Origin of the sequence: Pantoea sp. 9140 (genome assembly GCF_000745295.1) — a bacterium.
GTDB lineage: Bacteria > Pseudomonadota > Gammaproteobacteria > Enterobacterales > Enterobacteriaceae > Pantoea > Pantoea vagans.
The window spans coordinates 1-26,997 of sequence record NZ_JQNO01000001.1 but is presented as its reverse complement, the minus strand read 5'-3'; the positions used below and the strand labels follow the sequence as shown (position 1 = coordinate 26,997).

The 26,997-nt window shown below is 56.9% G+C and carries 15 protein-coding genes and 7 pseudogenes; 8 read left to right on the top strand and 14 right to left on the bottom strand.

Annotated elements, in window-relative coordinates; genetic code table 11:
* The first annotated feature begins 1 nt into the window (after position 1).
* Positions 2-1,519, top strand: a complete 1,518-nt coding sequence (abgT, locus tag FA92_RS00110; RefSeq protein WP_033781577.1) for a p-aminobenzoyl-glutamate transporter — start codon at positions 2-4, stop codon at positions 1,517-1,519.
* Positions 1,520-1,701: 182 nt separating this feature from the next.
* A complete protein-coding gene (locus FA92_RS00105; RefSeq protein ID WP_013359820.1) occupies positions 1,702-3,111 on the top strand; it encodes an MFS transporter in 1,410 nt (469 codons plus the stop codon).
* Between the two features lie 46 nt (positions 3,112-3,157).
* Here FA92_RS00105 and FA92_RS00100 read toward each other — a convergent pair whose 3' ends face one another.
* The 3 genes from FA92_RS00100 to FA92_RS00090 are packed head-to-tail and all read right to left on the bottom strand — an operon-like array spanning position 3,158 to position 7,000.
* Entirely contained in the window at positions 3,158-4,468 is a 1,311-nt protein-coding gene (locus tag FA92_RS00100) for a cytochrome c (RefSeq protein ID WP_033781576.1), read from the bottom strand.
* 10 nt (positions 4,469-4,478) lie between these two features.
* The gene (locus tag FA92_RS00095; protein WP_033781575.1) at positions 4,479-6,263 is read right to left on the bottom strand and encodes a GMC family oxidoreductase; all 1,785 of its coding nucleotides are present in this window, start codon (positions 6,261-6,263) and stop codon (positions 4,479-4,481) included.
* Between the two features lie 2 nt (positions 6,264-6,265).
* Positions 6,266-7,000, bottom strand: coding sequence for a gluconate 2-dehydrogenase subunit 3 family protein (locus tag FA92_RS00090; protein ID WP_033781574.1), 735 nt, complete (start codon positions 6,998-7,000; stop codon positions 6,266-6,268).
* Positions 7,001-7,275: 275 nt separating this feature from the next.
* Between FA92_RS00090 and sbmA the strand changes: the two genes are divergently transcribed.
* On the top strand, positions 7,276-8,517 hold the full coding sequence (sbmA, locus tag FA92_RS00085) for a peptide antibiotic transporter SbmA (protein ID WP_033781572.1): 1,242 nt from the start codon (positions 7,276-7,278) through the stop codon (positions 8,515-8,517).
* Between the two features lie 50 nt (positions 8,518-8,567).
* Here the strand turns inward: sbmA and FA92_RS00080 are convergent, their stop codons facing one another.
* From FA92_RS00080 to FA92_RS00070, 3 genes are all read right to left on the bottom strand, one after another.
* The gene (locus FA92_RS00080; RefSeq protein ID WP_033781570.1) at positions 8,568-9,620 is read right to left on the bottom strand and encodes a YncE family protein; all 1,053 of its coding nucleotides are present in this window, start codon (positions 9,618-9,620) and stop codon (positions 8,568-8,570) included.
* Between the two features lie 197 nt (positions 9,621-9,817).
* Complete coding sequence (locus tag FA92_RS00075; protein WP_033781568.1) at positions 9,818-10,027, bottom strand: DUF1471 domain-containing protein; 210 nt, start codon at positions 10,025-10,027, stop codon at positions 9,818-9,820.
* Positions 10,028-10,239: 212 nt separating this feature from the next.
* The gene (locus FA92_RS00070; RefSeq protein WP_033734929.1) at positions 10,240-11,427 is read right to left on the bottom strand and encodes an MFS transporter; all 1,188 of its coding nucleotides are present in this window, start codon (positions 11,425-11,427) and stop codon (positions 10,240-10,242) included.
* A 104-nt stretch (positions 11,428-11,531) separates the two neighbouring features.
* On the opposite strand from FA92_RS00070, the gene FA92_RS00065 reads away from it, so the two are divergent.
* Positions 11,532-12,497: an AraC family transcriptional regulator gene (locus FA92_RS00065; RefSeq protein WP_013359813.1), complete on the top strand. Its 966-nt coding sequence runs from the start codon at positions 11,532-11,534 to the stop codon at positions 12,495-12,497.
* Between the two features lie 9 nt (positions 12,498-12,506).
* Here FA92_RS00065 and FA92_RS00060 read toward each other — a convergent pair whose 3' ends face one another.
* The 4 genes from FA92_RS00060 to gltP all read right to left on the bottom strand — a co-directional run bounded on the left by FA92_RS00060 (position 12,507) and on the right by gltP (position 18,614).
* Positions 12,507-14,051, bottom strand: coding sequence for a PAS domain-containing methyl-accepting chemotaxis protein (locus FA92_RS00060; protein WP_013359812.1), 1,545 nt, complete (start codon positions 14,049-14,051; stop codon positions 12,507-12,509).
* A 228-nt stretch (positions 14,052-14,279) separates the two neighbouring features.
* Positions 14,280-15,734, bottom strand: a complete 1,455-nt coding sequence (gene murP / locus FA92_RS00055; protein WP_033781567.1) for a PTS N-acetylmuramic acid transporter subunit IIBC — start codon at positions 15,732-15,734, stop codon at positions 14,280-14,282.
* Positions 15,734-16,645: an N-acetylmuramic acid 6-phosphate etherase gene (gene murQ, locus FA92_RS00050; RefSeq protein ID WP_033781566.1), complete on the bottom strand. Its 912-nt coding sequence runs from the start codon at positions 16,643-16,645 to the stop codon at positions 15,734-15,736. The genes murP and murQ overlap by 1 nt, the downstream gene beginning before the upstream one ends.
* 667 nt (positions 16,646-17,312) lie before the next feature.
* Entirely contained in the window at positions 17,313-18,614 is a 1,302-nt protein-coding gene (gene gltP, locus FA92_RS00045) for a glutamate/aspartate:proton symporter GltP (protein ID WP_013359809.1), read from the bottom strand.
* Between the two features lie 585 nt (positions 18,615-19,199).
* Between gltP and acs the strand changes: the two are divergent.
* The 3 pseudogenes from acs to FA92_RS00030 all read left to right on the top strand — a co-directional run bounded on the left by acs (position 19,200) and on the right by FA92_RS00030 (position 23,276).
* A pseudogene (gene acs, locus FA92_RS00040) lies at positions 19,200-21,156 on the top strand (acetate--CoA ligase).
* A 140-nt stretch (positions 21,157-21,296) separates the two neighbouring features.
* A pseudogene (locus FA92_RS00035) lies at positions 21,297-21,625 on the top strand (DUF485 domain-containing protein).
* Positions 21,622-23,276 (top strand): annotated as a pseudogene (locus FA92_RS00030) (cation acetate symporter). Before FA92_RS00035 ends, FA92_RS00030 begins: the two co-directional pseudogenes overlap by 4 nt.
* Positions 23,277-23,357: 81 nt before the next feature.
* On the opposite strand, the pseudogene FA92_RS00025 reads toward FA92_RS00030, so the two are convergent.
* The 3 genes and pseudogenes from FA92_RS00025 to FA92_RS00015 all read right to left on the bottom strand — a co-directional run bounded on the left by FA92_RS00025 (position 23,358) and on the right by FA92_RS00015 (position 25,151).
* Positions 23,358-23,899, bottom strand: a pseudogene (locus FA92_RS00025) (YfaZ family outer membrane protein).
* Positions 23,900-24,039: 140 nt separating this feature from the next.
* Positions 24,040-24,733, bottom strand: a pseudogene (locus FA92_RS00020) (LrgB family protein).
* Complete coding sequence (locus FA92_RS00015; RefSeq protein WP_013359803.1) at positions 24,726-25,151, bottom strand: CidA/LrgA family protein; 426 nt, start codon at positions 25,149-25,151, stop codon at positions 24,726-24,728. Before FA92_RS00015 ends, FA92_RS00020 begins: the two are co-directional and overlap by 8 nt.
* Before the next feature lie 103 nt (positions 25,152-25,254).
* On the opposite strand from FA92_RS00015, the pseudogene FA92_RS00010 reads away from it, so the two are divergent.
* Positions 25,255-26,129, top strand: a pseudogene (locus FA92_RS00010) (LysR family transcriptional regulator); the annotation flags it as partial.
* Positions 26,130-26,169: 40 nt separating this feature from the next.
* On the opposite strand, the pseudogene FA92_RS00005 reads toward FA92_RS00010, so the two are convergent.
* A pseudogene (locus FA92_RS00005) lies at positions 26,170-26,997 on the bottom strand (Na+/H+ antiporter); the annotation flags it as partial.

Here is a 26,997-nt window from a genome sequence, read left to right as displayed (position 1 = left end):
CATGGAAGCAACCTCCGGGAACCGCAGCCCTGGCCGGCTTTTCAGCTGGATCGAGCGCGTGGGCAATAAAGTGCCCAACCCTTTTTTACTGTTTGTCTATTTGATTGTTGTTCTGATGGTGGCGACCGCCGTTATCAGCGCGCTGGACCTGGCGGTAAAAAACCCCAGCAACGGCGAACTTGTCCGGGTGAACAACCTGCTGAGCGTCGCAGGCATTCAGTGGATACTGCCCAATATCATTAAGAACTTCAGCAGCTTTACCCCACTGGGATCGATTCTGGCGCTGGTGATTGGTGCCGGACTGGCGGAAAAGGTCGGCCTGTTACAGTCGCTGATGGTAAAGATGGCATCGCGCGTCAGCCGCCGCTATGCCAGCTACATGGTGCTGTTTATCGCCTTCTTCAGCCATATCTCCTCGGATGCCGCGCTGGTAGTGATGCCGCCGTTGGGTGCGCTGATCTTCCTGGCGGTAGGGCGTCATCCGGTGGCGGGCCTGCTGGCCGCGATTGCCGGTGTGGCTTCTGGCTTTACCGCCAACCTGCTGATTGTCACCACCGATGTGCTGCTCTCGGGGATCAGCACCGAAGCGGCTAAAGCGGTCAGCGACACAGTGCACGTCAGCGTCATCGATAACTGGTTCTTTATGGCTACCTCGGTGATTGTACTGACGATTGTGGGTGCGCTGCTGACCGACAAATTTGTCGAGCCGCGCCTGCCAGAGTGGCAGGGCAATGGTGAGAAGCTGGCGGCACTGACGCCGCTGGAGAACCGCGGCCTGCGGGCCGCCGGGATCGCCGCATTACTGTTTATCGCCGTAATGGCGTTGCTGGTGGTGCCGGAACATGCGCCGCTGCGCAACCCCGCTACCGGCGCCATTATCCCCTCCCCCTTTATTCAGGGCATCGTACCGATCATCATTCTGTTCTTCTTTGTGGTCGCCATTGCTTACGGTGTGGTCACCCGACAGATCCGCCGTCCGGATGATATCCCGCAGTTGCTGGTCGATCCGATGAAGGGCATGGCGGGCTTTATCGTGATGGTGTTTCCGCTGTCGCAGTTCGTGGCGTTCTTTAACTGGAGCAACATGGGCAAGTTCATGGCAATCGGGCTGACCGACGTGCTGGAAAGCGCTGGCGTCAGCGGTGCGCCCGCGTTTCTGGGGTTGATGTTCCTGTCGGCGTTTCTCTGCATGTTTATTGCCAGCGGCTCAGCAATCTGGTCGATTCTCGCCCCGGTCTTCGTGCCGATGTTTATGCTGCTTGGCTTCCATCCCGCCTTTGCCCAGATGATTTTCCGCATCGCGGACTCCGCCGTGCTGCCGCTGGCACCGATGTCGCCGTTTCTGCCGCTGTTCCTGGCCTTTTTGCAGCGTTACCAGAAGGATGCGCAGCTCGGCACTTATTACGTGCTGATCTTCCCCTATCCGCTGGTGTTCTTTATCAGCTGGATAGCGCTGCTGATGGTGTGGTATCTGCTGGGTCTGCCAATCGGGCCAGGCGTCTGGCCGAAACTGCCTTAAGGCGCCGTGCCATGGATGGCAAAACCTGCAACGTACATTGCTAAATCGTCAGCAACGACGCTCTCGGCAACGGCGGATGAATTGATTATCCTGCTATCTCTTCGCTTGCTAACGGTTAACTATTTTAATAAGCCTCTGACCGGCTGCGAGTCGTATCCACACTGCCTGAGGTTCACGCTGATATGACCACCACTTCCACCAGACTGCCGCCGATGCACGCTTCATCGGCGGCCCGTAACAGCTTAGCCGCACGCGTTGATGCGCTGCCCTCCTCTGCCGGATTATGGCGCTTTATCACGCTACTGGCGCTGGGCGGTTTTTTTGAGCTTTATGATCTGTTTGAAACCGGTTATATCAGCACCGGCCTGCTATCGGCGGGCGTATTTCACACCGGCGCGGCGGGTGTACTGGGCTTCTCCGATCAGGCCGCGTTCGCCTCGGCCACCTTTCTCGGTCTGTTTTTCGGTGCCAGCCTGCTGGCACCCTATGCTGACCGCTTTGGCCGCCGCCTGACCTTTATGTGCGCGCTGCTCTGGTATGGACTGTTTTCGCTGCTGATGGCGTTTCAGCAGAGTGCGGAGATGATTATTCTGTTTCGCTTCCTGGTGGGGATCGGGCTGGGTGTCGAACTGGTGACCATTGATACTTATCTGTCGGAATGGGTGCCGAGCCATCTGCGCAGCCGCGCTTTTGCCTTCTCCTTTTTCGTGCAGTTTTTGTCGGTGCCTGCCGTGGCGCTGATGTCGTGGTGGCTGATTCCGCAAACGCTGCTCAGCCTGGAAGGCTGGCGCTGGGTGGTGATCGCGGGCGCGGTCTGTTCGCTGGTGATCTGGCTGGTACGCAGGAACCTGCCGGAATCAGCACGCTGGCTGGCGCAGCAGGGGTGTCATCAGGAGGCGCATCAGGTGTTGTCCGCGATGGAGCAGCGCTGTGGCATCCCGGCCGGACCCGCATTTTCAGCCGATGATGCGGCGGCACAGTTGCCAAAACAGGGGCGTTTCAGTGAGATCTGGTCACCCGCTTACCGTAAGCGCACCCTGATGCTGGTGGTGATGAACTTCTTCCAGGCGATTGGCTTTTTCGGCTTTGGTAACTGGCTGCCTGCACTGCTGTCAGGCCGCGGTGCCACGGTGACGCATAGCCTGCTCTACGCCTTCTTCATCACGCTGGCCTATCCGCTGGGATCGCTAATCTGTAGCCGCTACGCTGACAAAATGGAGAATAAGTGGCAAATCGTCCTGTCGTCGCTGATGACGGTGGTGTTCGGTACGCTCTTTGCCTTCCAGACGCAGCCGGTATTGCTGATTATGTGCGGCTTCCTGATCACCTGGTCAAATGCCTGGCTGACCTTCAGCTTCCACGCCTATCAGACCGAGATCTTCCCCACCCATATTCGGGCGCGGGCAGTCGGTTTTTGCTACTCCTTCAGCCGCCTTTCTACAGTCTTCAGCAGCATCCTGATCGGGGTGATATTGCAGTATGCCGGAACGCCAGGCGTGATTACCTTTATCGTGCTGAGCATGGTGATGGTAATGCTGTCGGTGGGAATTTACGGGCCGAAAACGCGCGGAATCGATCTGGAGAATATTTAAAAGAAGAGGCCGTCATCCTGATGATGACGGCCTTTTTTACTGCCGGTTACTTGCCTTCCAGTACCCGGATATCTGCACTGCCCAGCCGATCTTTTTCATCTTTACGTAGCTCAGCCACCTGTTTCGCGCTGACCTGCTCCGACGCCTTGTTGCCCCAGCTGTTGCGCACGAAGTTCACCACGTCCGCCACCTGCTGATCGTTGAGGCGCCAGCCGAATGCCGGCATGGTAATGGTCGACGGCGCACCATTCACGCCAGGCAACTGTCCGCCCACCAGCACAATGTGGATCAGCGAGGTCGGATCATCCGCCATGACGACCGGATTACCGCGCAGCGCCGGGTAGAAGCGTTTATAGCCGCTGCCATCGGTCTTATGGCACGCCGCACAGCTGTCGACGTAGGTCGCCGCACCGGTCTGGCTGTCATCGCCACGCCACAGCGCTTTTGCCGTGGCATCATCCACGCTGAACGCTGCCTGATGCGGGTCTTTTGCGCCCAGCGACTTCAGATAGCGTGCAATAGCCGTGATATCGGACTCGCTAAGGTGCTGCAGACTGTGTTCTACCACGTCGGTCATACCACCGAAAGCGGCGGTCTGATCGTTGCGGCCATAACGCAGGAACTGACGCAGGTCCTCTTCGCTCCAGCGACCCAGCCCGTCACGGTTGTCGCCGCGCAGGTTGCTGGCGGTCCAGCCATCAATGGGTGCGCTGCTGCCCGCCAGATAGTCGCTGCCCTCCTCGTTGGTCAGCGCCTTCTCCTGCATGGTAATGCTACGCGGCGTGTGACAGGCCCCGCAGTGACCCAGTCCTTCAACCAGATAACGACCACGCGCCAGTACCGGATCTTCCTGCGCTGCAGGCTGGAAGGCTTTTACATCGGGCGCAAAAATGCCGCGCCAGATCGCCAGCGGCCAGCGCATTGACAGCGGCCAGGGAATGTCGCTCTCCCGGTTTGGCTGTCCAACCGGCTCAACGCCATGCATAAAGTAGGCGTAAAGCGCCTTCATGTCCTCATCGCTGACCACCGCGTAGGAGGGGAATGGCATTGCCGGATAGAGCGTATCGCCGTTCTTCGCCACGCCGTGACGCACCGCTTTCTGGAAGTCGTCGTAGCTGTATTCGCCAATGCCGGTGTCGCGATCGGGCGTGATGTTGGTGGAGTAGATGGTGCCAATCGGTGTCGCCATCGGCAGACCACCGGCAAACGCCGCGCCGCCTTTGCTGGTGTGGCAGGCCACACAGTCACCGGCACGCGCCAGATATTCACCCCGTTTAACCAGATCGTCCTGGCTGTTATCCGCCAGGGCGGCGAACGACAGGGAGCCGAGAATCAGAGCCAGAATGCCATTTTTCATCGCCATCTCCTTATGCCTGCACCAGTGGACCGGGGTTTTTCAGGTAGTGTTCGCGAATCGCTTTGGCTGACCAGTAGGTCAGCGCCGCCACCATGCCGGTCGGGTTATAACCCAGTCCCTGCGGGAAGGCGGATGCGCCTGGTACAAACACATTTGGCACGTCCCAGCTTTGCAGATAACGGTTCACCGCACTGGTTTTAGGATCGTCGCCCATGATCGCCCCGCCACTGATGTGGGTGGTCTGATACACCGTCGAGTCAAAATGGGTGCCCGGCTTTTTCGCGCCGCCGATGATCATCTTCGGATTCATCGCTTCCGCGATATTGCGCATCTTGCCAACCATAAACTGTGCCATTTTGATGTCGTTATCCTGCCAGTCAAAGGTCATGCGCAGCAGCGGCTGCCCATAGGCATCTTTGTAGTTGGGATCGAGATCGAGGTAGTTGGCGCGATAGGACTGATGTGCACCGTGCGCATCCATCGACAGATGGTGGGTGTAGGTATCCGCCACCGCCGCTTTCCATTTGCTGCCCCAGTTAGGGGTACCCGCTGGCACCGGCAGGCCAGAGATCGGTTTAGTGCCCGCCTGGTTAACCCAGAATGGCGAACCGCCGACAAAGCCCTGCGGCCCGTGATCGAAGTTATCCGCGTTGAAATCATCAACCGCTACGCCTGCACCACCCGCGCCGATAAACGGATTGGTCGTGGTGTTCTTATCAAACAGCGCCTTGAGCGTAGAGAGGTTCTGATAGGCGAAGTTGCGGCCTACGGTGCCTTCATTGGTGATCGGGTTGTACGGTTTACCAATGCCTGACAGCAGCATCAGGTGAACATTGTGGAACTGGAAGGCGGAAAGGATCACCAGATCAGCAGGCTGAATCTGCTCACGACCCTGACCATCCACATAGGTCACGCCAGTTGCGCGCGTTTTGTCACCGCTGAGATTGACCCGCAGTACATACGAGTTGTTGCGCAGCTCAAACTTCGGCTCCTGACGCAGCGCGGGCAGGATGTTGACGTTAGGAGACGCTTTGGAATACATGTAGCAGGCGTAGCCGCTGCAGTAACCGCAGAAATTGCACGGCCCCATCTGCGCGCCATAGGTATTGGTATAAGGACCCGAAGTATTGGCGGACGGCAGATCGTAAGGGTGATAACCAACCGACTCGGCCGCCTGAGCAAACAGCTGTGACGAATAGGTGCGCTTCTGCGCGGGCAGCGGGAAGTTATCGGAGCGATCCGGCGCAAACGGGTTGCCGCCTTTATCTTTGCCGACCACTTTCCCCTTGATGCTCCAGGCGCTGCCGGAGGTGCCAAAGACTTTTTCTGCTTTGTCGAAAAACGGCTCCAGCTCATCGTAGCTGACGCCAAAATCCTGAATCGTCATGCCTTCCGGGATGAAGTTCTTGCCGTAGCGCTCTTCGTAATGGCTGCGCATCCGCAGTTCAACCGGATCGACACGGAAATGGACGCCGGACCAGTGCAGGCCCGCGCCGCCAGTACCGGTGCCGGGCAGAAACGCCGCCAGCTGGCGATAGGGAACGGCCGTCTGCGAGGCGTCATGACGAATGGTCACGGTGCTTTTCGACAGATCCTGGAACAGCTTTTTGCGGATGTTATAGGTCAGCTCATCAATTGACTGCGGATAAGAGCCATCAGGATAGGTGTCGCGATGCGGTCCGCGCTCCAGCGCCAGCACGTTAAGGCCCGCTTCGGTCAGCTCTTTCGCCATAATTGCGCCTGCCCAGCCGAAGCCGACAATCACTGCATCCACTTTTTTCATTTCGTTAGCCATGCTTAGCTTCTCTCCCCGCGAATCGACACTGACGGGAACGGATACCGTTCGCCGCGCTCTACCCAGTCCATAAAGTCGGCGCGTGCGCCAGGGAAGTTGATCAGCTTCCAGCCGACCATGCCCTGATTTCCGCCGTGGATGGGATCGCTGAAGAAGCCTTCGCGGGTGTTCTGCAGCAGGAAGCTGAAGAAGACTTTTGATGGCAGCTGACTGAATTCCGCGCTGCCACTCTCCATCGCCTGCAACAGGGCATCCTGCTGCTCGCCACTGAGCTGGGCGAAAACCTTGCCGTGCTGCTGCTTGCTGTAACTGTCGGCATCGGCCAGACCGAGCCGGTAGATCTGCTGGGGTACCAGCGGCAGCTGATAGCCCAGCTCTTTCGGCAGATCGGGATTAAACGGCCCCTGCATATACCAGTTTGAACCCGTGGCATACGGTGTATTCATCTGACGATCGATAAACTCCGGCACGCCCGCTTCCAGCGCACCCGGCCCGCATTCATCGCTGGGGATCAGGCGAGCTACGGCGGCAGCAATAAAGGCAAACTCTTCGGCGGTAAACCAGGCTGGCTGGTAGTCACGCGCCTGCTGTGGACCCGCCGGGGTTTCAGCCGCCTGCGCAGCGAGCGGCAGGGAGAGCGCGCCCATCGCTGTGGAACCTACCGCCATTGCAGGCGCCAGGGTAATAGTCTTCAGCAAAAAATCCCTGCGTGAATGACCCTTTTTTTGTTCTGACATGACATTGCCTCATTCCCGCTATCGTGAGCGGTATGAAAAAGTAGAGGGTTGCGTTGTAATGGTTTTTATAAGCAAATTCAGGGTGACAGATTTTTGTTACCGGTAACAAAGCACCATATTGTAACACTGCCATTCACAAAGATTTAGTTCCACGAAACAAAACCGCACAATTTCATTAACATCTCTCACCGTCCTGTCATGAGCAGAAACAACAGACTACAGACAGCGACCCGCCAAAAACGTTATAACAGGCAACACACAACAGCGGAGTGCCTATGTTTAAGTCTTTTTTTCCGCGGCCAGCGCTGTTTTTCAGCTCTGCGGCTGTCTGGAGCTTAGTAGCGATTTTTGCCTGGTTCGGCTTTGCCGCGCATCTGCCCGGCATGTGGCCAACTTTTGAAACGGCAATGAAACAACCTTTACCGACCACAGCGGCACGTTTTATCGCCGCGAGTCAGATCTGGTTTTATCTCTATTACTGGATCATGGTAGCCATTTTTGCCCTGGCCTGGCGGCTGATTGATGCGCATCCGTGGCAACGCTGGTCAGTATGGGGTTCCGCGCTGATTATCTTTGTCACCTGGTTTGGTGTGCAGGTGGGCGTGGCCATTAATGCCTGGTATGGTCCGTTCTATGACCTGATTCAGAAAGCCCTGACCAAAGCGGGATCGGTGCAGATTGCAGAGTTTTACCATGAGGTTATCTCTTTTCTCGGCATCGCATTAATCGCGGTGGTGATTGGCGTCCTCAACTCCTTCTTTATCAGCCACTGGGTTTTCCGCTGGCGTACTGCCATGAATAACTACTACATGCACAACTGGCAGCGTCTGCGTCATGTCGAAGGTGCCGCACAGCGTGTGCAGGAAGACACCATGCGGTTTGCGACCACGCTGGAAAACTGGGGTGTGAGTTTTATTCAGGCAATTATGACGCTGGTGGCGTTTTTACCGGTGCTGGTGGCGCTGTCACATCACGTGAAAGATATCCCGATCCTCGGCAATATCCCTTACGCGCTGGTGATTGCAGCGGTGCTCTGGTCTGTGTTCGGCACCGGCTTGCTGGCGCTGGTCGGGATTAAGCTACCGGGTCTGGAGTTCCGTAATCAGCGGGTTGAAGCTGCATACCGTAAAGAGCTGGTCTACGGCGAAGACAATGCCGATCGTGCACAGCCACAGACAGTGCAGGAGTTGTTCAGTCGGGTACGGGTTAACTACTTTCGTCTCTACTTCCACTATCTCTACTTCAACATCACCCGCATTCTTTATCTGCAAGTCGATAACGTGTTTGGTCTGTTCCTGCTGTTCCCGTCGATTGTGGCAGGCACCATCACGCTGGGCTTACTCAACCAGATCACCAACGTGTTTGATCAGGTGCGCGGTTCGTTCCAGTATCTGATCGCCTCCTGGTCAACGCTGATCGAGCTGATGTCGATCTACAAACGTCTGCGCAGCTTTGAACAGATCCTGGATGATGTGCCGCATGATGAGATGATGCGCGAGGCATCGGAAGAGGTTTAGTGGTTCAGGGGAAGACTCTTCCTCTCTGGCTGGAGAGGAAGAGGAATCACTTACAGTACAATACGCATCACGCTATCAGGATTTTTGGGCGGTTCCTTGCGCGAGCCGGGCTGTTTTACGCTGACGTACAGCACCTTACCATCCGCCGAGAGCGCCAGACTGTTAGGCAATGCCGGGGTTTTTACCGTGCGCTTCACCTTATAGCTGCTGGCGTCGATGATGCTGACTTCACCGGCTTTGCGATGGGTAACATAAAGCTCATCACGCTGCGCATTGAACAACACCGCCAGCGATTCAGGCACATCAATCCGCTGAATTATCTGCTGATTACGCAGATCCACAACCAGCACCTGCGCCTGCTTTGAATCGGTCAGGAAAGCGCGCTGACCACGCGTATCCAGCGCAAGGTTCAGGAAGAAGTGCGCTTTATTACCGTCAATCTTCTGCTTCTTCTCAACCGCATTTGTACGCGCATTAATCGTAACCAGTTCGCCATCCGCATTGGTGACGTAGACCTTTTGCGCATCGGCATCCACAGCCAGACCTGTGCCCATTTTGCCGGTATTCGGAATGGTGCTGACAAGCTTCATCGTGCTGCCATCCACCACCCAGACCACGCTCTGCGGTCCCAGTCCGGTGATATACACCCGGTTAGTTTTCACATCCACCGCCACCTGGCGCGGCTGCAGCGGACGCACGGTCTCACTGCGCGGACGGCTATCCAGCACCAGCGTATTCAGTACCTTACCGCTACTGGCATCAATAGCGGTGACCGAACCGTTTACGGTATTACCAATATAAAGCACGTTGGTTTGGGGATTGATTGCCGCACCAAAGGATTTCAGCTCAGTGTTGATTGCCTGCTGTACCGCCAGCGTAGCCGGGTCAAGACGGAAAACCGTACCGCCGTTACCGCTGCTGTTCTGCGCTGTCGCCACAAACAGCGCGTTGTCTTTCGGGCTGACCGCCAGTTCATAAACACCTTTACCCACGGACTGATTAAGATCCGCCGCCTGCGCCGCCAGCCATCCTGAGGCAGAGAACAGGGCCGTAGCCAATAACAGCGGACGCAGGGTCCGGCGCGTAATGGTAATCGCTTTCATAACTTCTCCAGAGTTAATCCACTGCAGACGCAGTGATAAGAAAGCCCGACATTGCAACCAGAAAGGCCTGACGCACAGGCTGATTTACGTTTTTTGAGAATGATAATTATTTATGAAGGAAAGGGACAGGATTATTCGCGGAGAAACGAAGCCAGGACGCCCGGAGGCGTCCTGTCAGCACAAGAGGGTAAAGCGTTTTATTTCAGCAGCTCAGCGGTCATGTGAACGCCGTTGTTGGTGTAAGCTTCAGTGATTTTATATGAAGCACCAGCTTCCTGCGCCTGTGCAGCAATTTTCGCTTCTGCACCATCCAGCGTAGAGTCGATGGCGGTCACAGATTGCGCGAAGCTGGCGAATGGCAGAACAGAAAGCGCGATAACAACTGCAAAAGTTTTGATAGATTTCATGGTCAATTCCTCGGTTAATTTTTATCAGGTAAGGCGTGCTGCCTTGTTGATAGATATATTAGTCCGGAAATTGATCAGTAAAAAGCGGAGGGTTTTGCTTAACTCTTTCAGTAAAACTGAACATAAAAAGCACGTATCGCACAGTTATCGCTCAAAAGGTTAATAACCCACTACCATAAAAAAAGGCAGCATAATGCGCTGCCCTCAGAAGATTAACCGTGATGCCGCACCCGCGTGAAGATAGTCAGTGCAGCCAGCAGCATCAGCACGCCACTGGCAACGAACACGCCGCCTGCTCCGCGCAGGTCAAACATCCAGCCGCCCGCAGCCGCGCCGACGGTAATCGCCAGCTGAATGGTGGCGACCAGTAACCCGCCGCCCGATTCCGCGTCATCCGGCACCGCGCGCGAAATCCAGGTTGACCAGCCAGTTGGCATCGAACCAAATGCCATCCCCCAGATTGCCACGCCTGCGCCTACCATCCAGCTGACATCGCCAAAGCTCACCAGCATCAGCGCAGTGACGCTCATTAACAGCGCCATCCCGCTCAGCGTCAGCGATACGCTACGGGTGACCAGGAAACCCGCCAGCGAGGTACCAAAGAAGTTCGCCACGCCAAAGGCGAGTAGCGCCAGCGACAGCTGATTAAGATTGAGCTGTGCAACGCCTTCCAGGAATGGACGCAGATAGGTGAAGAAAGCGAAGTGGCCGGTAAACATCATGATCACCGCCAGCATGCCCCAGCGCATCACGCCGATACGCAGGAGCGCCAGCACGCCGCCATTACGGGCTTTGTTCTCTGCTGGCATGGCGGGCAGGGTAAAGAACTGCCACAGCAGCGCCACCGCACCCAGTCCGGCGGTCAGCATAAAGATGTTGCGCCAGCCCACCAGTCCACCGAGATAGCTGCCAAGTGGCGTGGCGATAATCGTCGCCAGCGAGATCCCGCTGAAGACAATAGAGAGCGCACGCGGTACCTGATCGGTGGGTACCAGACGCATGGTGATGGCCGTTGAGAGCGTCCAGAAGCCGCCAATGGCCATCCCCAGCAGCACCCGCGCCAGCAGGATCACCGTCAGGTCAGCCGCAAACGCTACCATCAGCGCCGAGGCGATCAGCAATAGCGAGAACACCAGCATAACGATGCGGCGATCGATGCGCCGCGTGACGCTGCCGGTAACCAGACTGGTAAACAGCGCCACCAGCGCGGTAATAGTAACGGTCTGTCCCGCCTGCCCTTCTGAAACGCCCAGGCTGTGGGCCATTGGCGTCAGCAGACTCACAGGTAAAAATTCGGCGGTAATCAGGCTGAACACCCCAAACGCCATAGCAAACACCGCGCCCCAGGCGGGACGGGTCGGCGAGGAAACCTCATCAGCCACTTCGGTTGTCAGACTCATGCTGCTTCTCCGGAAGATAAAAAAGTGAGTGAGAGCATAGAGTGGAGCGTCAGGACGATCTATGATGCTTACACCTTCATTTTTGATAATTCGTCTGGAATCGTATGAGCCACTATGGAGATCTGACCAGTGAGCTGCTGATGGGAATGCGTTTGTATGGCGTGAACTATCAGCGTATCGCGGTAAGCGCGCCGTTCGGGCTGCATTATGAGCACGCGCCGGGGCGGGCGCAGTTTCACTTTGTCGGGCGCGGTTCACTGCTGGTACGCGGCGCCTCCGGTGAGGTGTTTCAGCTCAACAGCGGTGATGCGCTGCTGGTGCCGCACGGTAAGCCACACAGCCTGATCTCCAGTGAGGAGGCGGACTGCCAGTGTATTAAGAACATGGCGAGTAAGCCGATTTGCGACAGCGTCTGTGCGATTGCCGCACCGGAAGATGCCTGTGATGACGAGCACAGCGTGCTGCTGTTCAGCGCCTGCATGGCGTTTGAGCTTGGCGGCATGCAACCGCTGATCAACACCATGCCGGATGTGATGCTGGTGAGTACGCTGCTGTCGCAGTACCCGGAGATTCAGCCTATTCTGGCGGCGATGGAGCGGGAATCGCGGACCCGCCAGGCGGGATTTGCCGGGATTCTGTCGCGTCTGGCTGATGTGGTTGCCGCGCTGATAGTTCGCGGCTGGGTAGAGAACGGCTGCGGCCAGAGTAGCGGGCTGGTGCAGGCGATGCGCGATCCGCGTCTGAGCCAGGCGATTGCCGCGATGCATCGGGAGCCGGGCGAAAACTGGACGGTGGCGCGACTCGCCAGCGTGGCGGGCTGTTCGCGTTCGGTGTTCGCCGGACGTTTTCTCACGGCTACCGGCATGACGCCGCTGCGATATCTGACCGAATTGCGGATGCGGCTGGCGGTGCAACGGATTGTAAACAATGGCGAAGCGGTGGAAGCCGTCGCTTATCATCTCGGCTACGGCTCGATTGCGGCGTTCAGTCGCGCCTTCAAGCGGATTGTCGGGCAGTCGCCAGGCGCGCTGCGTGCCGGACGCGACGGCACGCAGGCGCTGGCCTCGTAATCTAATCTCTTAACGAAACACGCTAATCGCTTCCACTAGCCGGTTAGCCTGGTGGGTCATGCGACCTGAAGCCTCGGCGCTTTCTGTTACGCGGGCGGCGTTCTGGTGGGTGATGTCATCGAGATCTTCCACCGCTGAACTGACTTCGCTGAGCGCGGTTGCCTGTTCGGCCGTGGCGGCGCTAATCTGAGCGATCAGGGCAGTCACATTCTGTACCTGCGAAACGATATCCTGCATCGTCCGGCCCGCCGCGCTGGCGTGCTCATTGCCCGACTGAACGCGGCTGGCACTGGTTTCGACCAGCATTTTGATTTCGCTGGCGGCTTTGGCGCTGCGCTGTGCGAGGCTACGAACTTCGCCTGCCACCACCGCAAAGCCTTTGCCCTGCTCACCGGCCCGTGCCGCTTCTACTGCGGCGTTCAGCGCCAGAATATTGGTCTGGAATGCAATGCCGTCAATAACGCTGGTAATATTGGCAATCCGCTTTGAACTGTCAGCAATTTCGCCCATCATGCCCATCATCTCGGTCATTACTTCACCGCCTTTGCTGGCTGCCTGGCTGGTGTCAGCTGACAGGGTATTCACCTCGTTCGCCGTTTCAGTATTGCTCTTCACCGTGGCGGTCATTTCGTTCATGGTGGCTGCAGTCTGCTGTACATTAGCGGCGGCCTGCTCCGTACGTCGGCTCAGTTCGTTATTGCTGCGGGCGATGGCGTCGCTGGCGCTCAGCACGTTGATCGCCTGACCGCTGACATCATCCACCAGCCAGCGGAACATCAATCCGAGCTGACCGATAGCGCGCAGCGTGACGCCGACCTCATCAACGCGATCCATCTGCTCGACCTTGTGACTCGCACCGGTCGCCACGCTCAGCGCCTGTTTGCACATCCGCTCGATAGGCCGTGAAATCTGCTGCTCCAGCCACAGACTGCTCAGTGTGAGTAGCGCCGCCATGCCTGCGGCAAAGCCGGCCAGTGCTGCGTGCGTCATGCCCAGCGCCCAGACGCCTGCCACCGAGAGGGGCAGTAACGCCAGCAGCGTACTGCGGATCCGCCAGCGCAGGGGCAGCGTTTTCAGGATAGAGGCGGGACGACGCCAGCCGCTGCGAACCAGCAGGCCTTTGTGAAAACGTCGCCCTCTGGCCCGACCTTCACGAAAATCCTGATAGAGCGCTTCGGTCTGACGGACTTCCTCTGCCGTGGGTTTGGTGCGTACTGACATATAGCCCTGCACTTTACCGTCGCGCACCACCGGAATGGCATTAGCCCGCACCCAGTAGTGATCGCCATTTTTACGGCGGTTCTTAACCAGTGCAGTCCAGGGTTCACCCTGTTTCAGCGTCGCCCACATGTCAGCAAACGCTTCTGGAGGCATATCGGGATGACGCACCATGTTATGCGGCTGGCCGTTAATCTCGTCGGCAGAGAATCCACTCGCTTCAATGAAGGCATCGTTGGCATAAGTGATGTGGCTGCTGAGATCGGTGGTCGACATGAGTGTCGCATGATCGTCAAACTGATATTCACGCTGAGAGACAGGCTGGTTGTTACGCATCAAAAGTCCTTGAAGACCCGACGTCCTGCACGTGACAGTCTGCGTGTCAGCGTGAAAACGGTGGGCTGAGAAATAACGATTACCTTTTTTTATGTTTTCGGCATCCGTCCGCCTACTCTTTAGCGATTAAGTTAAATTACTGGCAATAAAAAAGCCGCTTTGCAGCGGCTTTCACATTTTCAGGTGATTATTTATCCGTTAGCCGGATTTCAGAATTCCGGCAGTCGGCTAGCTGAGGTCGACATTTCGGGTGCCGAACCACCAGGTCAGCAGAAATCCGCCGCTCCAGGCCACCATCAGCCCGGCCAGATAAACCGCCATACCGGCGAAGATCCCCTGGCTGGAGGTCATCAGCGGCAGCGTGACCAGCCCGGAGGGTCCGAATACCGTATTCATCCCGACCGGCAAACCCAGCCACGCCACCAGACCGATAAAGAAACCGCCCAGTGCCCCGCCGCCACAGGCGGTGATAAACGGCTTGAGGCGCGGCAGCGTGACGCCGTAGATCAGCGGTTCTCCAACACCCAGCAGGCCGGGCACGATAGCTCCTTTGATCTGCGCCCGTAACAGCGCGCCTTTTTCTGCTTTGCACCACAGCGCCAGGGATGCACCGACCTGCCCTGCGCCCGCCATCGCCAGAATCGGAAACAGCGAGTTAAAACCCTGCGTTTCCATCAGCGCAAAGTAGACCGGAATAAAGCCCTGATGGATGCCGAACATCACCGCGATCAGGAATAGCCCGGCCAGCAGCGCACAGCCAAAGGGATTGTTATTGAGATGGATAAACAGCCACGACATCCCCTTAAACAGTTCACCACCCAGCGGCATGATGAGCAGATAGGTGATGGCCCCGGTAATCACCAGCGTAAACAGTGAAGTCAGGATCATATCGAGGTTGTCGGGAATGATTTTGCGCAGCCGTTTCTCAATCCACGCCCCGATAATCGCCGCCATCAGCACACCAATAATGTTGCCGCGCGGGTCGATCGTCAGGCCAAAGAAGCTCTCCATGCCGCTGTAGTAGCCGGTGGTGGCGGTGGGCACATAGCCGAGCACAAACAGTGAGGCGATGATGGCACCATTGACGCCGCTGCCGCCAAAGGCTTTTTGCGCGTTGTAACCAATCAGGATGCTGAGAAAGGTAAACAGCCCTTTGCCAAACACTTTCATATACGCCACGGTGTGCAGCAGCCAGGGCGCATGGTCGCCGGGCGCATTAAGGTGGAGGCTCTGTTCAATCAGCGTGGCAAAGCCCAGCAGCAGCCCCGCGCCGATAAAACCCGGAATCAGCGGGGTGAAAATAGTCGCGAAGCGCGACAGAAACTGATGCACGCCGCTGGTCTGTTTTGCCTTTAGCTGCTGCTTTTGCTGCGCCGCCCGCTGGCTAAGATCGGCTGTTTCACCCCGCGGTGCCAGCGCGGTATCGCCCTGCGCCAGCAGGCTCTGTATCCCCTCGGCGGCGGTTTGCGCTTTGCCTGGCCCAAGCACAATCTGTAACTGCGCCTCGCTGTCGATAACGCCCAGCACGCCCGGCAGGCTTTTTAATCCTGCCAGATCAGCCTGTTCCGGCTGATTTAGCGTCAGGCGGAGCCGCGTCATGCAGTGACCACAGGCCGCGATATTTTGCGCGCCACCGACCGCCTGCAGGATGTCACGCAACAGTGCTTCGGTGATTTTCGCCATTAGCGTGCTCCCGCTGCCTGCAGAGCCTGACGGATAAAGCCCTGATGCTGACTGAGCAGCGCTTTCGCCTCATCGGCGGCCAGGTCAGCCAGCACCATCAGGATCGCGGTTTTGCAGTGTCCGCCGCAGGCGGTAAGCGCAGCGCTGGCGGTCGCGTCATCACAGTCCGTGGCCTGCATGACGATGTTGACCTGGCGCTGCACCAGTTTCTGGTTGGTCGCTTCCACATCAACCATCAGGTTGCCGTAGACTTTTCCGCTGCGGATCATCGAGCCTGTGGTGAGCATGTTGAGCACCAGTTTTTGTGCCGTGCCCGCTTTCATCCGTGAGGAGCCGGTGACCACTTCCGGGCCGACCACCGGCGTGAGCGCAATCGCAGCGACCTGCGACATGGCGCTGCCGGGATTACAGGTGAGCGACACGGTGGTTGCGCCAAGCTCGTTGGCGTAAGCCAGCGCACCGAGCACGTAAGGTGTGCGGCCGCTGGCGGCGATACCGACCAGCACATCGTGGCGGCTGAAGTGGATATCTTTCAGATCCTGCGCGCCCTGTTCCCGGTTATCTTCGGCATTTTCGACCGCCTGGAGTATGGCGGTATGACCGCCGGCAATCAGGCCGATGACCTGCTCGCGTGGCGTACCAAAAGTAGGCGGACACTCGCTGGCATCCAGGATGCCGAGTCGCCCGGAGGTGCCCGCACCGCAATAGATTAATCGCCCACCCGCCTGGAACGCAGCGCAGATGGCGTCAACGGCGTCGGCGATCTGCGGCACGATGGCCTCTACCGCCAGCGCCACCTTTTTATCTTCATCATTAATGACGCGCAGCATCGCTTCGGTTGAGAGTTCATCGATGTTCTGGCTGGCCGGGTTGCGGCCTTCGGTGATCATCTGGCTGAGGTCGAGTTTCATGGCGGGCTCCGTTAAGGAATAAATTATTCAAATTACAAAACATCATAACGAATGATTAATTCATTGAGTGAGATCTTTTTTCAATGGATGTGGGGTGAATCATGTTGCGGGGAGTGGGCGGGACAGCGTTGAGTTTAAGCAGGGTGACTGGTATACGGAGTTTAAATGCTGTGCATTCCGGCCTGGGCGCAGGGTGTGTGAGTAGTGTTGCTGGGAAATCGGAGCCGGTCAGAAAAGGTTCACCTGATCGTAAAGACGCATTCGTCATCCATGACGCTCGTCCCACGCCGTCCCTGGCGTGGGACGCTTTACTCTTCAGGTGAACCTTTTCTTCCCTCAGGCTGTTTTACTGCTGTTCGAACAAGTGTGGCGAATAAACATGAGTAGCGGAGTAAAGCATCCGCCGCATGGACAAAAACGCCTGGAGCGTTTTTGAACAACGTAAAGCGCTGGCCCGCTTGCGGGCGAGCCTCATGGATGAGGCGAGTAACCGGCGGCCGAGGCCCAGGGACGGGTTTATGCCGACTTTACACAGCCTGCCTTTGTGCCCGACTGAACGGCACAAAGGCTGATCTTTCATTTCTGCTCTATTGAGCAGGTAAGAACTAAGCCGCACAAACAAAAAGGGCCCAACTTTCGTTGAGCCCTTTTTACGTTAGCGCTGTTCTCAGCTTGCCGTCTGCGTCCGCAGCTGCAGCTCATACGCTTTCGCCTGTTCGGCGTCGAACTGGTTTTCCCAGCGGGCAATCACCAGCACTGCCAGCGCGTTACCGACCACATTCAGCGCGGTACGCGCCATGTCCATGATGCGGTCAACACCGGCGATAAACGCCAGACCTTCCAGCGGAATGCCGACGCTGCCCAGCGTAGCCAGCAGCACCACGAAGGATACGCCTGGCACGCCAGCGATCCCTTTCGAGGTCACCATCAGCGTCAGAACCAGCACAATCTCATCAGTCAGCGACAGGTCAATGCCGTACAGCTGCGCAATAAAGATCGCCGCGATGCTCTGATACAGCGTTGAACCATCCAGATTAAATGAATAACCGGTCGGCACCACGAAGCTGGTGATCGCTTTCGGCGCGCCGTAAGCTTCCATCTTCTCCATGATGCGGGGTAACACGGTTTCCGAGCTGGACGTGGAGTAAGAGAGAATCAGCTCATCTTTCAGGATACGCATCAGCGTGGTAATGCGCAGCTTACAGAAGCGCGCTACCCCGCCCAGCACCACAAAGGCGAAGAACAGAATCGCCGCATAAACCAGCAGCACCAGCTTAGCCAGCGGCCACAGCGAGGCAAAACCGAAGTTAGCAATCGTCACCGCGATCAGCGCAAACACACCGACCGGCGCATAACGCATGATCATGTGCGTCACTTTAAACATCGCTTCAGAGATACCACGGAACAGGTTCACCAGCGGATCGCGCTGTTCTGACGGCAGTGACGACAGGCCTAAGCCAAACAGCACCGAGAAGAAGATAATCGGCAGCATGTCGCCCTTCGCCATAGAGGCGAAAATATTCTGCGGGATCAGCGACAGAATGGTGGTCACCAGGCTGTGCGGACCGCCCTGTACCTCTGCCGTTGTGGCTTCATATTTAGAGATGTCCACCGTTGCCAGCGTTGACATATCAATGCCGGTGCCGGGTTGAAATACGTTGGCCAGCGTAATACCGACCACAATGGCAATGGTGGTGATCACTTCAAAGTAGAGAATCGTTTTGACGCCGATGCGTCCCAGCTTCTTTGCATCACCCACACCAGCGATGCCGACAATCAGGGATGAAATCACAATCGGTACCACAATCATCTTGATAAGATGAATAAAGATATCGCCTGCAGGACTGAGAATGTTGGTGACTAACCATTCACGATTGTCTGGCTGATTATGCAACACAGCACCCACAACGATGCCGAGCACCAGGGCTGTCAGAATCTGCCAGGCCAGGCTGATTTTAAAACCTTTCATAACGCGTAATTTCCTCAGTCAAAACCCGTTTCTCTCTACTGCGAAGGTGCAGAAGACAATACACACAGGGAGTGAGCAAAAAGCCCGGTAAATTAGAGGGTGTTTAGAAACAGCGCCTCGTATGAAAATCTGATGATTCCCATACCCATTTTCAGACGCGGTCTGAGTTGATACCTGCAGAACAGGGGCGAGATAAGTACCATTTTCACTGTGGTAAATGCAACCCCTGGCGAATCCGATTAAAAGTTAGCCACCTGAGTAGCATAAAGTGCTGCCGGAAGTAAAAATCCCTAACCTGCTGTTATGAAAAGTAATACTTAGATGAATTTCCGCATAGCTATGCAGAGTGGGTTAAAAACGCGTCCGGCGCGTTTGCTTGCTTTTTATCCAGTCTAATCCCGGATGACACCGCTTCTTAATTCCCCCTCGCCGCCAGAGAGTTAACCAGAAATATCAGAACGGCTTCACGCTTCTCCCGAAGAGGTTTATCTCGTGATCTGTGGCGCAAAAAAGAAACAAAGCTATGGCGCAGGCTTCAATTAACCATTGATTGACATATCATTAACATCTTCAAGGAGATCCGCCATGAGCCAAATACATAAACATCCCGTTCCAGAGAACATTGCAGCAAACACCCTGATTACGGCTGAACAGTACCAGGCGATGTATCAGCAATCTGTCGACGATCCAGACAGTTTCTGGGGCGAACAGGGCAAAATCCTTGACTGGATTAAACCTTACAGCAAGGTGAAAAATTGCTCGTTTGCGCCAGGTAACATTAACATTCGCTGGTACGAAGATGGCACGCTCAACCTGGCGGCAAACTGCCTTGACCGTCATTTAGCGACGCGCGGCGATCACCCGGCGATTATCTGGGAAGGCGACGACGCCAGCGAAAGCAAAACCCTGACCTTCCGCCAGCTGCATGCTGAAGTCTGTCGCTTCGCCAATGTGCTGGAGTTACTGGAAGTGAAAAAAGGCGACGTGGTGGCGATCTACATGCCGATGGTGCCGGAAGCGGCGGTGGCGATGCTGGCCTGTGCGCGTATCGGTGCCGTTCACTCCGTGATCTTTGGCGGCTTTTCACCGGAAGCGGTCGCTGGCCGCATTCGTCGACTCCAGCGCCTCGCTGGTGATTACCGCCGATGAAGGGATCCGCGCCGGTCGCAGTATTCCGCTGAAGAAAAATGTCGATGACGCGTTAAAAAATCCGAATGTCACCAGCGTGAAAAACGTGGTGGTGTTCCAGCGCACCGGCAAAGATGTAGGCTGGGTTGAAGGCCGAGATCGGTGGTGGCATGACCTGATGCGGGACGCCAGCACCAACCACTCTGCAGCCGAAGTTGGCGCGGAAGATCCGCTGTTTATCCTTTATACCTCTGGCTCTTACCGGCAAACCCAAAGGCGTGCTGCATACCACCGGCGGTTATCTGGTTTATGCCGCCACCACCTTTAAGTTCGTCTTTGATTATCATCAGGATGACATTTACTGGTGTACCGCCGATGTCGGCTGGGTAACAGGACACAGCTATCTGATTTATGGCCCGCTGGCGTGCGGTGCCACCACGCTGATGTTTGAAGGGGTGCCGAACTGGCCAACGCCGAGCCGTATGGCGGAAGTGGTCGATAAACATAAAGTCACCCTGCTCTACACCGCACCCACCGCCATCCGTGCACTGATGCCGAAGGAGACAAGGCCATTGAAGGTACCGATCGCAGCAGCCTGCGCATTATGGGATCGGTCGGTGAGCCCATTAACCCGGAAGCCTGGGAGTGGTACTACAAAAAAATCGGCAACAGCCGCTGTCCGATAGTGGATACCTGGTGGCAGACCGAAACCGGGGGCTTCATGATCACGCCATTGCCGGGTGCGACCGAACTGAAAGCAGGTTCCGCCACCCGACCCTTCTTTGGCGTACAACCGGCGCTGGTGGATAACGAAGGTCAGCCCCAGGAAGGTGCCTGTGAAGGCAATCTGGTGATCACCGAGTCCTGGCCAGGACAGGCGCGCACCCTCTTTGGCGATCATGACCGTTTCGAGCAGACCTACTTCTCCACCTTTAAAAACGTCTACTTCAGTGGTGACGGTGCCCGTCGCGATGAAGATGGCTACTATTGGATCACCGGACGTGTCGACGACGTGCTCAACGTCTCCGGTCACCGTCTTGGCACTGCCGAGATTGAATCGGCGCTGGTGTCGCATCCTAAAATTGCCGAAGCGGCCGTGGTCGGGATTCCGCACAGCATTAAAGGTCAGGCGATTTACGCCTATATCACGCTGAATCACGGCGAAGAGCCGTCGCCAGAGCTGTACACCGAAGTGCGTCAGTGGGTCCGCAAAGAGATTGGCCCGCTCGCCACGCCGGATGTACTGCACTGGACCGACTCACTGCCGAAAACCCGCTCCGGCAAAATCATGCGCCGTATTCTGCGCAAAATTGCCACCGGCGATACCAGTAACCTGGGTGACACTTCTACCCTCGCCGATCCTGGCGTTGTCGAAAAACTGCTTGAGGAGAAACAGTCGATCAAAATGCCTTAAGCGCACGCTGTCCGGCGGGAAGATCGCTTCCCGCCACACCCGCCCTACGCAGTCTGTTTCGCTAGTCACAAAAATTATAACCAGCTGAATCCGCGCCCTGTCGTGAGGTTCTCGCCTGCAAGCCCTCTGGAGAAAATGTGATGAATGACGCCCTTTCGAATCAGGATGCAATCAATCAGCAGATTGAACGTAATCCCCGTTTTCATGAGTTAGTCCGTAAGCGCCAGGCGTTCGCGACGCTGCTGTCGCTGATCATGCTGGTGCTCTATGTCGGCTTTATCCTGCTGATTGCATTTGCCCCGGCTGGCTCGGCACGCCGCTGCATGCCGGTACCAACGTCACGCGCGGTATCCCGATTGGTGTCGGGCTGATTGTGATGTCGTTTGTGCTGACCGGCGTCTATGTCTGGCGCGCCAACGGTGAGTTTGACCGTTTAACCAAAGCGATTCTCAGCGAGGTGAAATCATGACCCGTCTCACCTTATGGCTGCTGGCCTTAATGTTGCCGTTTTCAGCGCTGGCCGCCGATGCGATCACCGGTGCGGTGCAGCGCCAGGCGACTAACTATCAGGCGATTATCATGTTTACGATTTTCGTCGGTGCCACCCTGGGGATTACTTACTGGGCGTCAAAGCGAACCCGTTCGCGTAACGACTACTACACCGCAGGCGGCAATATCACCGGCTTCCAGAATGGCCTGGCGATGGCGGGTGACTTCATGTCAGCGGCCTCGTTCCTGGGCATTTCGGCGCTGGTTTACACCTCCGGCTATGACGGGCTGATCTACTCGCTCGGCTTCCTGGTCGGCTGGCCGATGATTCTGTTTTTAATTGCCGAGCGGCTGCGCAACCTGGGTCGCTATACCTTTGCCGATGTCGCCTCCTATCGTCTGAAGCAGATGCCGATCCGTACGCTGTCAGCCTGCGGTTCGCTGGTGGTGGTGGCGCTCTACCTGATCGCCCAGATGGTGGGAGCCGGTAAACTGATCCAGCTGCTGTTTGGTCTTAACTATCATGTGGCGGTGGTTCTGGTCGGCATTCTGATGGTGATGTATGTGCTGTTTGGCGGCATGCTGGCGACCACCTGGGTGCAGATCATCAAAGCGGTGCTGCTGCTGTTTGGTGCCTCCTTTATGGCCATAATGGTGATGAAAGCGCCAACTTCAGCTTTAACACACTGTTCACCGAGGCGATGGCGGTCCATCCCAAAGGCATCGCGATCATGCAGCCTGGCGGGCTGGTCAAAGATCCTATCTCGGCGCTGTCGCTGGGGCTGGGGTTGATGTTTGGTACGGCCGGATTGCCGCATATTCTGATGCGCTTCTTCACCGTCGCGGATGCCAAAGAGGCGCGCAAAAGCGTCTTCTGGGCCACCGGCTTTATGGGCTACTTCTACTTCCTGACCTTTATTATCGGCTTCGGAGCGATTCTGCTGGTGGGTGCGAACCCGGCCTTCAAAGATGCAAGCGGCGCGCTGATTGGTGGCACCAATATGGCGGCAGTGCATCTGGCTAACGCGGTCGGCGGCAGCACCTTCCTGGGCTTTATCTCTGCGGTGGCCTTCGCCACGATTCTGGCGGTAGTCGCAGGCTTAACCCTGGCGGGTGCGTCAGCGGTGTCGCATGACCTCTACGCCAGCGTCTATCGTAAAGGCAAGGCGAGCGAGAAAGATGAGCTGCGGGTTTCCAAAATTACCGTGCTGGCGCTGGGCGTGGTGGCGATTGCGCTGGGAATACTGTTTGAGAAGCAGAATATCGCTTTTATGGTCGGGCTGGCCTTCTCGATTGCGGCCAGCTGTAACTTCCCGATCATCCTGCTCTCGATGTACTGGTCAAAACTCACTACGCGTGGCGCGATGGTGGGCGGCTGGCTCGGTCTGCTGACCGCGGTTATCCTGATGATCCTCGGCCCGACCGTGTGGGTACAGGTGCTGGGCAACGCCACGCCGATTTTCCCGTATGAGTATCCGGCGTTGTTCTCGATGGTGGTGGCTTTGTCAGTATCTGGCTCTTCTCGATTACCGACCATTCGCAGCAGGGCGCAGAGGAGCGTTCACGCTTTCCGCGCACAATTTATTCGTTCGCAGACCGGTACCGGCATTGAACAGGGCAAAGCGCACTGATCGCCATTTTCATTCCTGACGATCGGACAATAAAAAAGGGCGGCTACCTGGGTAGTCGCCCTTTTCTTTCACGCAGCAGAATCAGAAGCGCAGTGATGCACCCACGTACGGGCCATCGACCAGCACGTTATCTTTGCGTCCATCTTTGTTGTTCAGTTCGATGTACTGATAACCCACACGCAGGTTAAGCAGTGAAACCGGCGTGAAGCTCAGGCCGCCAGCGGCTTCCTGATAGCTGTCGAGCTGATCGGTGAACGACTCTGGCGCATAATAATATTCGCCATACAGGCCCCACATGCTGTTCAGGCTGTAGTGCGCTGCACCACCCACCGCCACCGCAAACCCATCTTTTCCATCTTCAGGATGGGTGAAGATCGCTTTTGCGTCGGCGCCAGACGCAGCGGCCCGAAGTCAACGTTGTAGCCCAGACCAGCACCGTAGGTGCTGCCGTCATGGTCGCTACGCAGCCAGTTACCTTTCAGAAACAGACCGGGGGTAGTGGTGCCCAGACCCAGATTCAGGTTGGTGTTGTGTTCGCTGACATCAACACTCCCTTCAATCGCCTGAGCACCACTCAGTAAAACCAGCCCGAGGGCGCTCCCGGTAACAAGTTGCTTAAACATGATTCCACTCCGTGAAGGACAATTAATTGGGCCGCAAGGTTAACAGCCTGAAACGGGGAGACAACAAAATCCGGGAAACTTTACGTAAAAATACGTGTCGCGTTCAGAATTACAGCTGTCCCTGCGCAACGCAGTGTAGACTATATTGTCCACATCAGGTGTCCAATCACCGGAGCCAGTATCACGGTCACGACGCCCGAGAGCATCATGACCAGGCTGGCGACGACGCCCTCCTGCTGCCCAAGCTGATAAGCGCGAGCTGTGCCGGCACCGTGTGACGCAGCCCAAACCCGGCCCCTTTCGCCACCCCTGCTTAATCGCGATGCGCAGAAACAGCACGTCACCCACCGCCATGCCAAACACGCCGGTAATGACCACAAACAGCGCCACTAGATCGGGCTGACCGCCAATCGGTCCGGCTGCGGCCAGCGCAAACGGCGTAGTAATGGATCGCACCGCCAGACTGCGCTGGATCGACTCCGGCAGCGTCAGCAGCCGCGCCAGCCAGACCGAACTGCAGACGGCGACCAGCGTGGCGGTCAGAACACCCGCGCTCAGTGACAGCCAGTGGCGTTTTATAATCTCCACGTTCTCATAGACCGGCACCGCAAACGCCAGCGTCGCCGGGCCCAGCAGCCAGAGCAGCCAGTGGTTTTCTGCAATGTAATCCTGCCAGCTGATGTGGGTCAGCAGCAGCAGTGCCACCAGCACCAGCGGCGTCATCACCAGCGGCATTAACAGCAGCGTCCGCCAGCGGCGGTAAAGCCGTTTATTCAGCGCATACACCAGCAGCGTAACCGCCACACACAGCAGGCTGAGCAGAAAATCACGCATGAGGATCCTGCTTACGCGCGGCGCGCGCGACTTCATAGTGATAAAGCCGATCCACCACCCAGGCGGTGGAGGCCAGCACCAGCAGCGTGCTGACGCCGATCACCACGCAGATGCGCCAGCCATCGACCCGCAGCAGATCGCCATAATTTACCACCGCCACCACCGCCGGAATAAAGAACAGCAGCATCTCGGCCAGTAGCCAGCGCGATCCGGCTTTTACCCAGTTCAGCGGCACAACCCGCGTCACGATTAACGCCAGCAGCAATAGCATCCCGACAATGTTGGCGGGCAGCGGCAGATGTAGCCAGCTCACCAGCCGGTCACAGGCGACAAACAGGCCGATATAGAAACCCAGCTGCAGCGGCAGGCTGATCCACTGCATGGCGCGGTTGCTGCGTAAAGTGAGTGCTGACGCCATCACCTTGTCTCCCCGATTAAATTGATGTCACCAGTATAAAACGCCAGCACAAGGTGAAAAAAATGAATTAAAATTATCGCAATCATGCCTTAAAGGAATAGTTATGGATGTCCGCGCCCTGCGTTACTTTACTGAAGTGGTCCGCCAGCAGAGCTTTACCCGTGCGGCGCAAAAGCTGTTTGTCACCCAGCCGACCATCAGCAAAATGCTGCGTCAGCTGGAGGAGGAGCTGGGCTGCACGCTGATCCTGCGAGATGGCCGTCGTCTGCACCTTACCGACAGCGGCCAGGCAGTTTATCAGCGCGGCCTGGCGATCCTGCAGGAGTTTCATCAGCTGGAGGCGGAGATTGGTGACATCAACCAGCTCAAAACCGGCGAGCTGCGGCTCGGTATTCCGCCGATGGTGGGTATGCAGATAGCGGGATCGATTTCCGCCTTTCGCCGTCGCTATCCCGGTGTGAAGCTGAAAATTTCAGAGTTCGGCGGCCTGACCGTACAGCAGGCGGTGCTGGCGGGCAGTCTGGATATTGCCCTGACTGCGTTGCCGGTTGACCCTGAGCTGCCGCTGAACACGCTGCCCCTGATGCATCATCCGCTCTGCGTGCTGTTGCCGCGCCGCCCGGAGTGGCTCAGCCGCCAGCAGATAGGACTGGCAGAGCTGGCAGAGCATCCCTTACTTATTTTCAATGAGGAATTCTCGCTGAATCGCCAGCTGATGCAGGCGTTTCAGCGGCTTAACCTGACGCCAACGGTGGCGGTGCGCAGCGGTCAGTGGGATTTTCTGGCGGCAATGGTGCAGGCGGAGATGGGGCTGGCGATTCTGCCGGAGCCGATCTGTCAGCGTCTGGATAAGCAGTCATTATTGTGGCTGCCGCTGGAGTCGGAACTGAAGTGGAGTCTGGGATTGATCTGCGGGAAGGGAGTTATCTGTCGCGCAGTGCGCAGGCGTGGATCAACTGTTGTCGCGAGCACTGGCCGGCCGCCGCGCCTGTCTGGCATGAATGTGCGCGTGCAGGTTCTTTCTTTTTTCAAGCAGTGCTTCCAGCAGATCCAGGTGCAGTAACGTCTGCATCGTCTCATTGGAGATCTGCTGGGTGGCGCGCAGATGATAGACCTCTGCGCGTTCGGCACGCAGCCCGGTCAGGCGGAAGCGACGCTCAAGGTTCTCAGCGTAAAGCGCATGCTCAAGATCATTCTTCCCTTCAGCGCGACGGCGTAAGTTGCCAATCACGCGCAGACTGACCTCTTTCAGCAGTTCCGGATCGATGTTCTCTTCCGACTCATTCTCCAGCCGATCTTCCATCTTATGCAGGCTTTCAATGGCGGCACCCGCCATCACCGCACGGGCATTCTGCAGCTCACGGCGATGGGCACCTTTATCGATGCTATCAATGCCGCGCAGCAGAATCGGCAGGATCACGACCCCTACCAGCAATGAGACCAGAATCACGCCGGTGGCGATAAACACCAGCTCATAGCGCGCCGGGAAGGGATCACCCGTGGTGAGATACAGTGGAATCGACAGCACACCCGCCAGGGTAATCGCCCCGCACCCCGGCAAACGTGGCGATCAGCAGCTCACGCAGCGAGTAGTTCGCGAACTCCAGCGGCTTCTTCTTCAACAGGCGTTTGCTCAGACGCTGCATGATCCACAGCCAGCCAAAACGCACCAGCATCAGCGCGGCATAGACCAGCCCGATATCGGCGAACAACATCCACAGCTCGACGTTGGTGTCGGCCTGCGCCTGGTCGATAGAGGTCTGCAGAATGTCCGGCAGCTGCAGGCCCAGCATCAGGAAGACCATGCCGTTGAAGATGAATTCCAGCATCTGCCAGACGCTGTTAG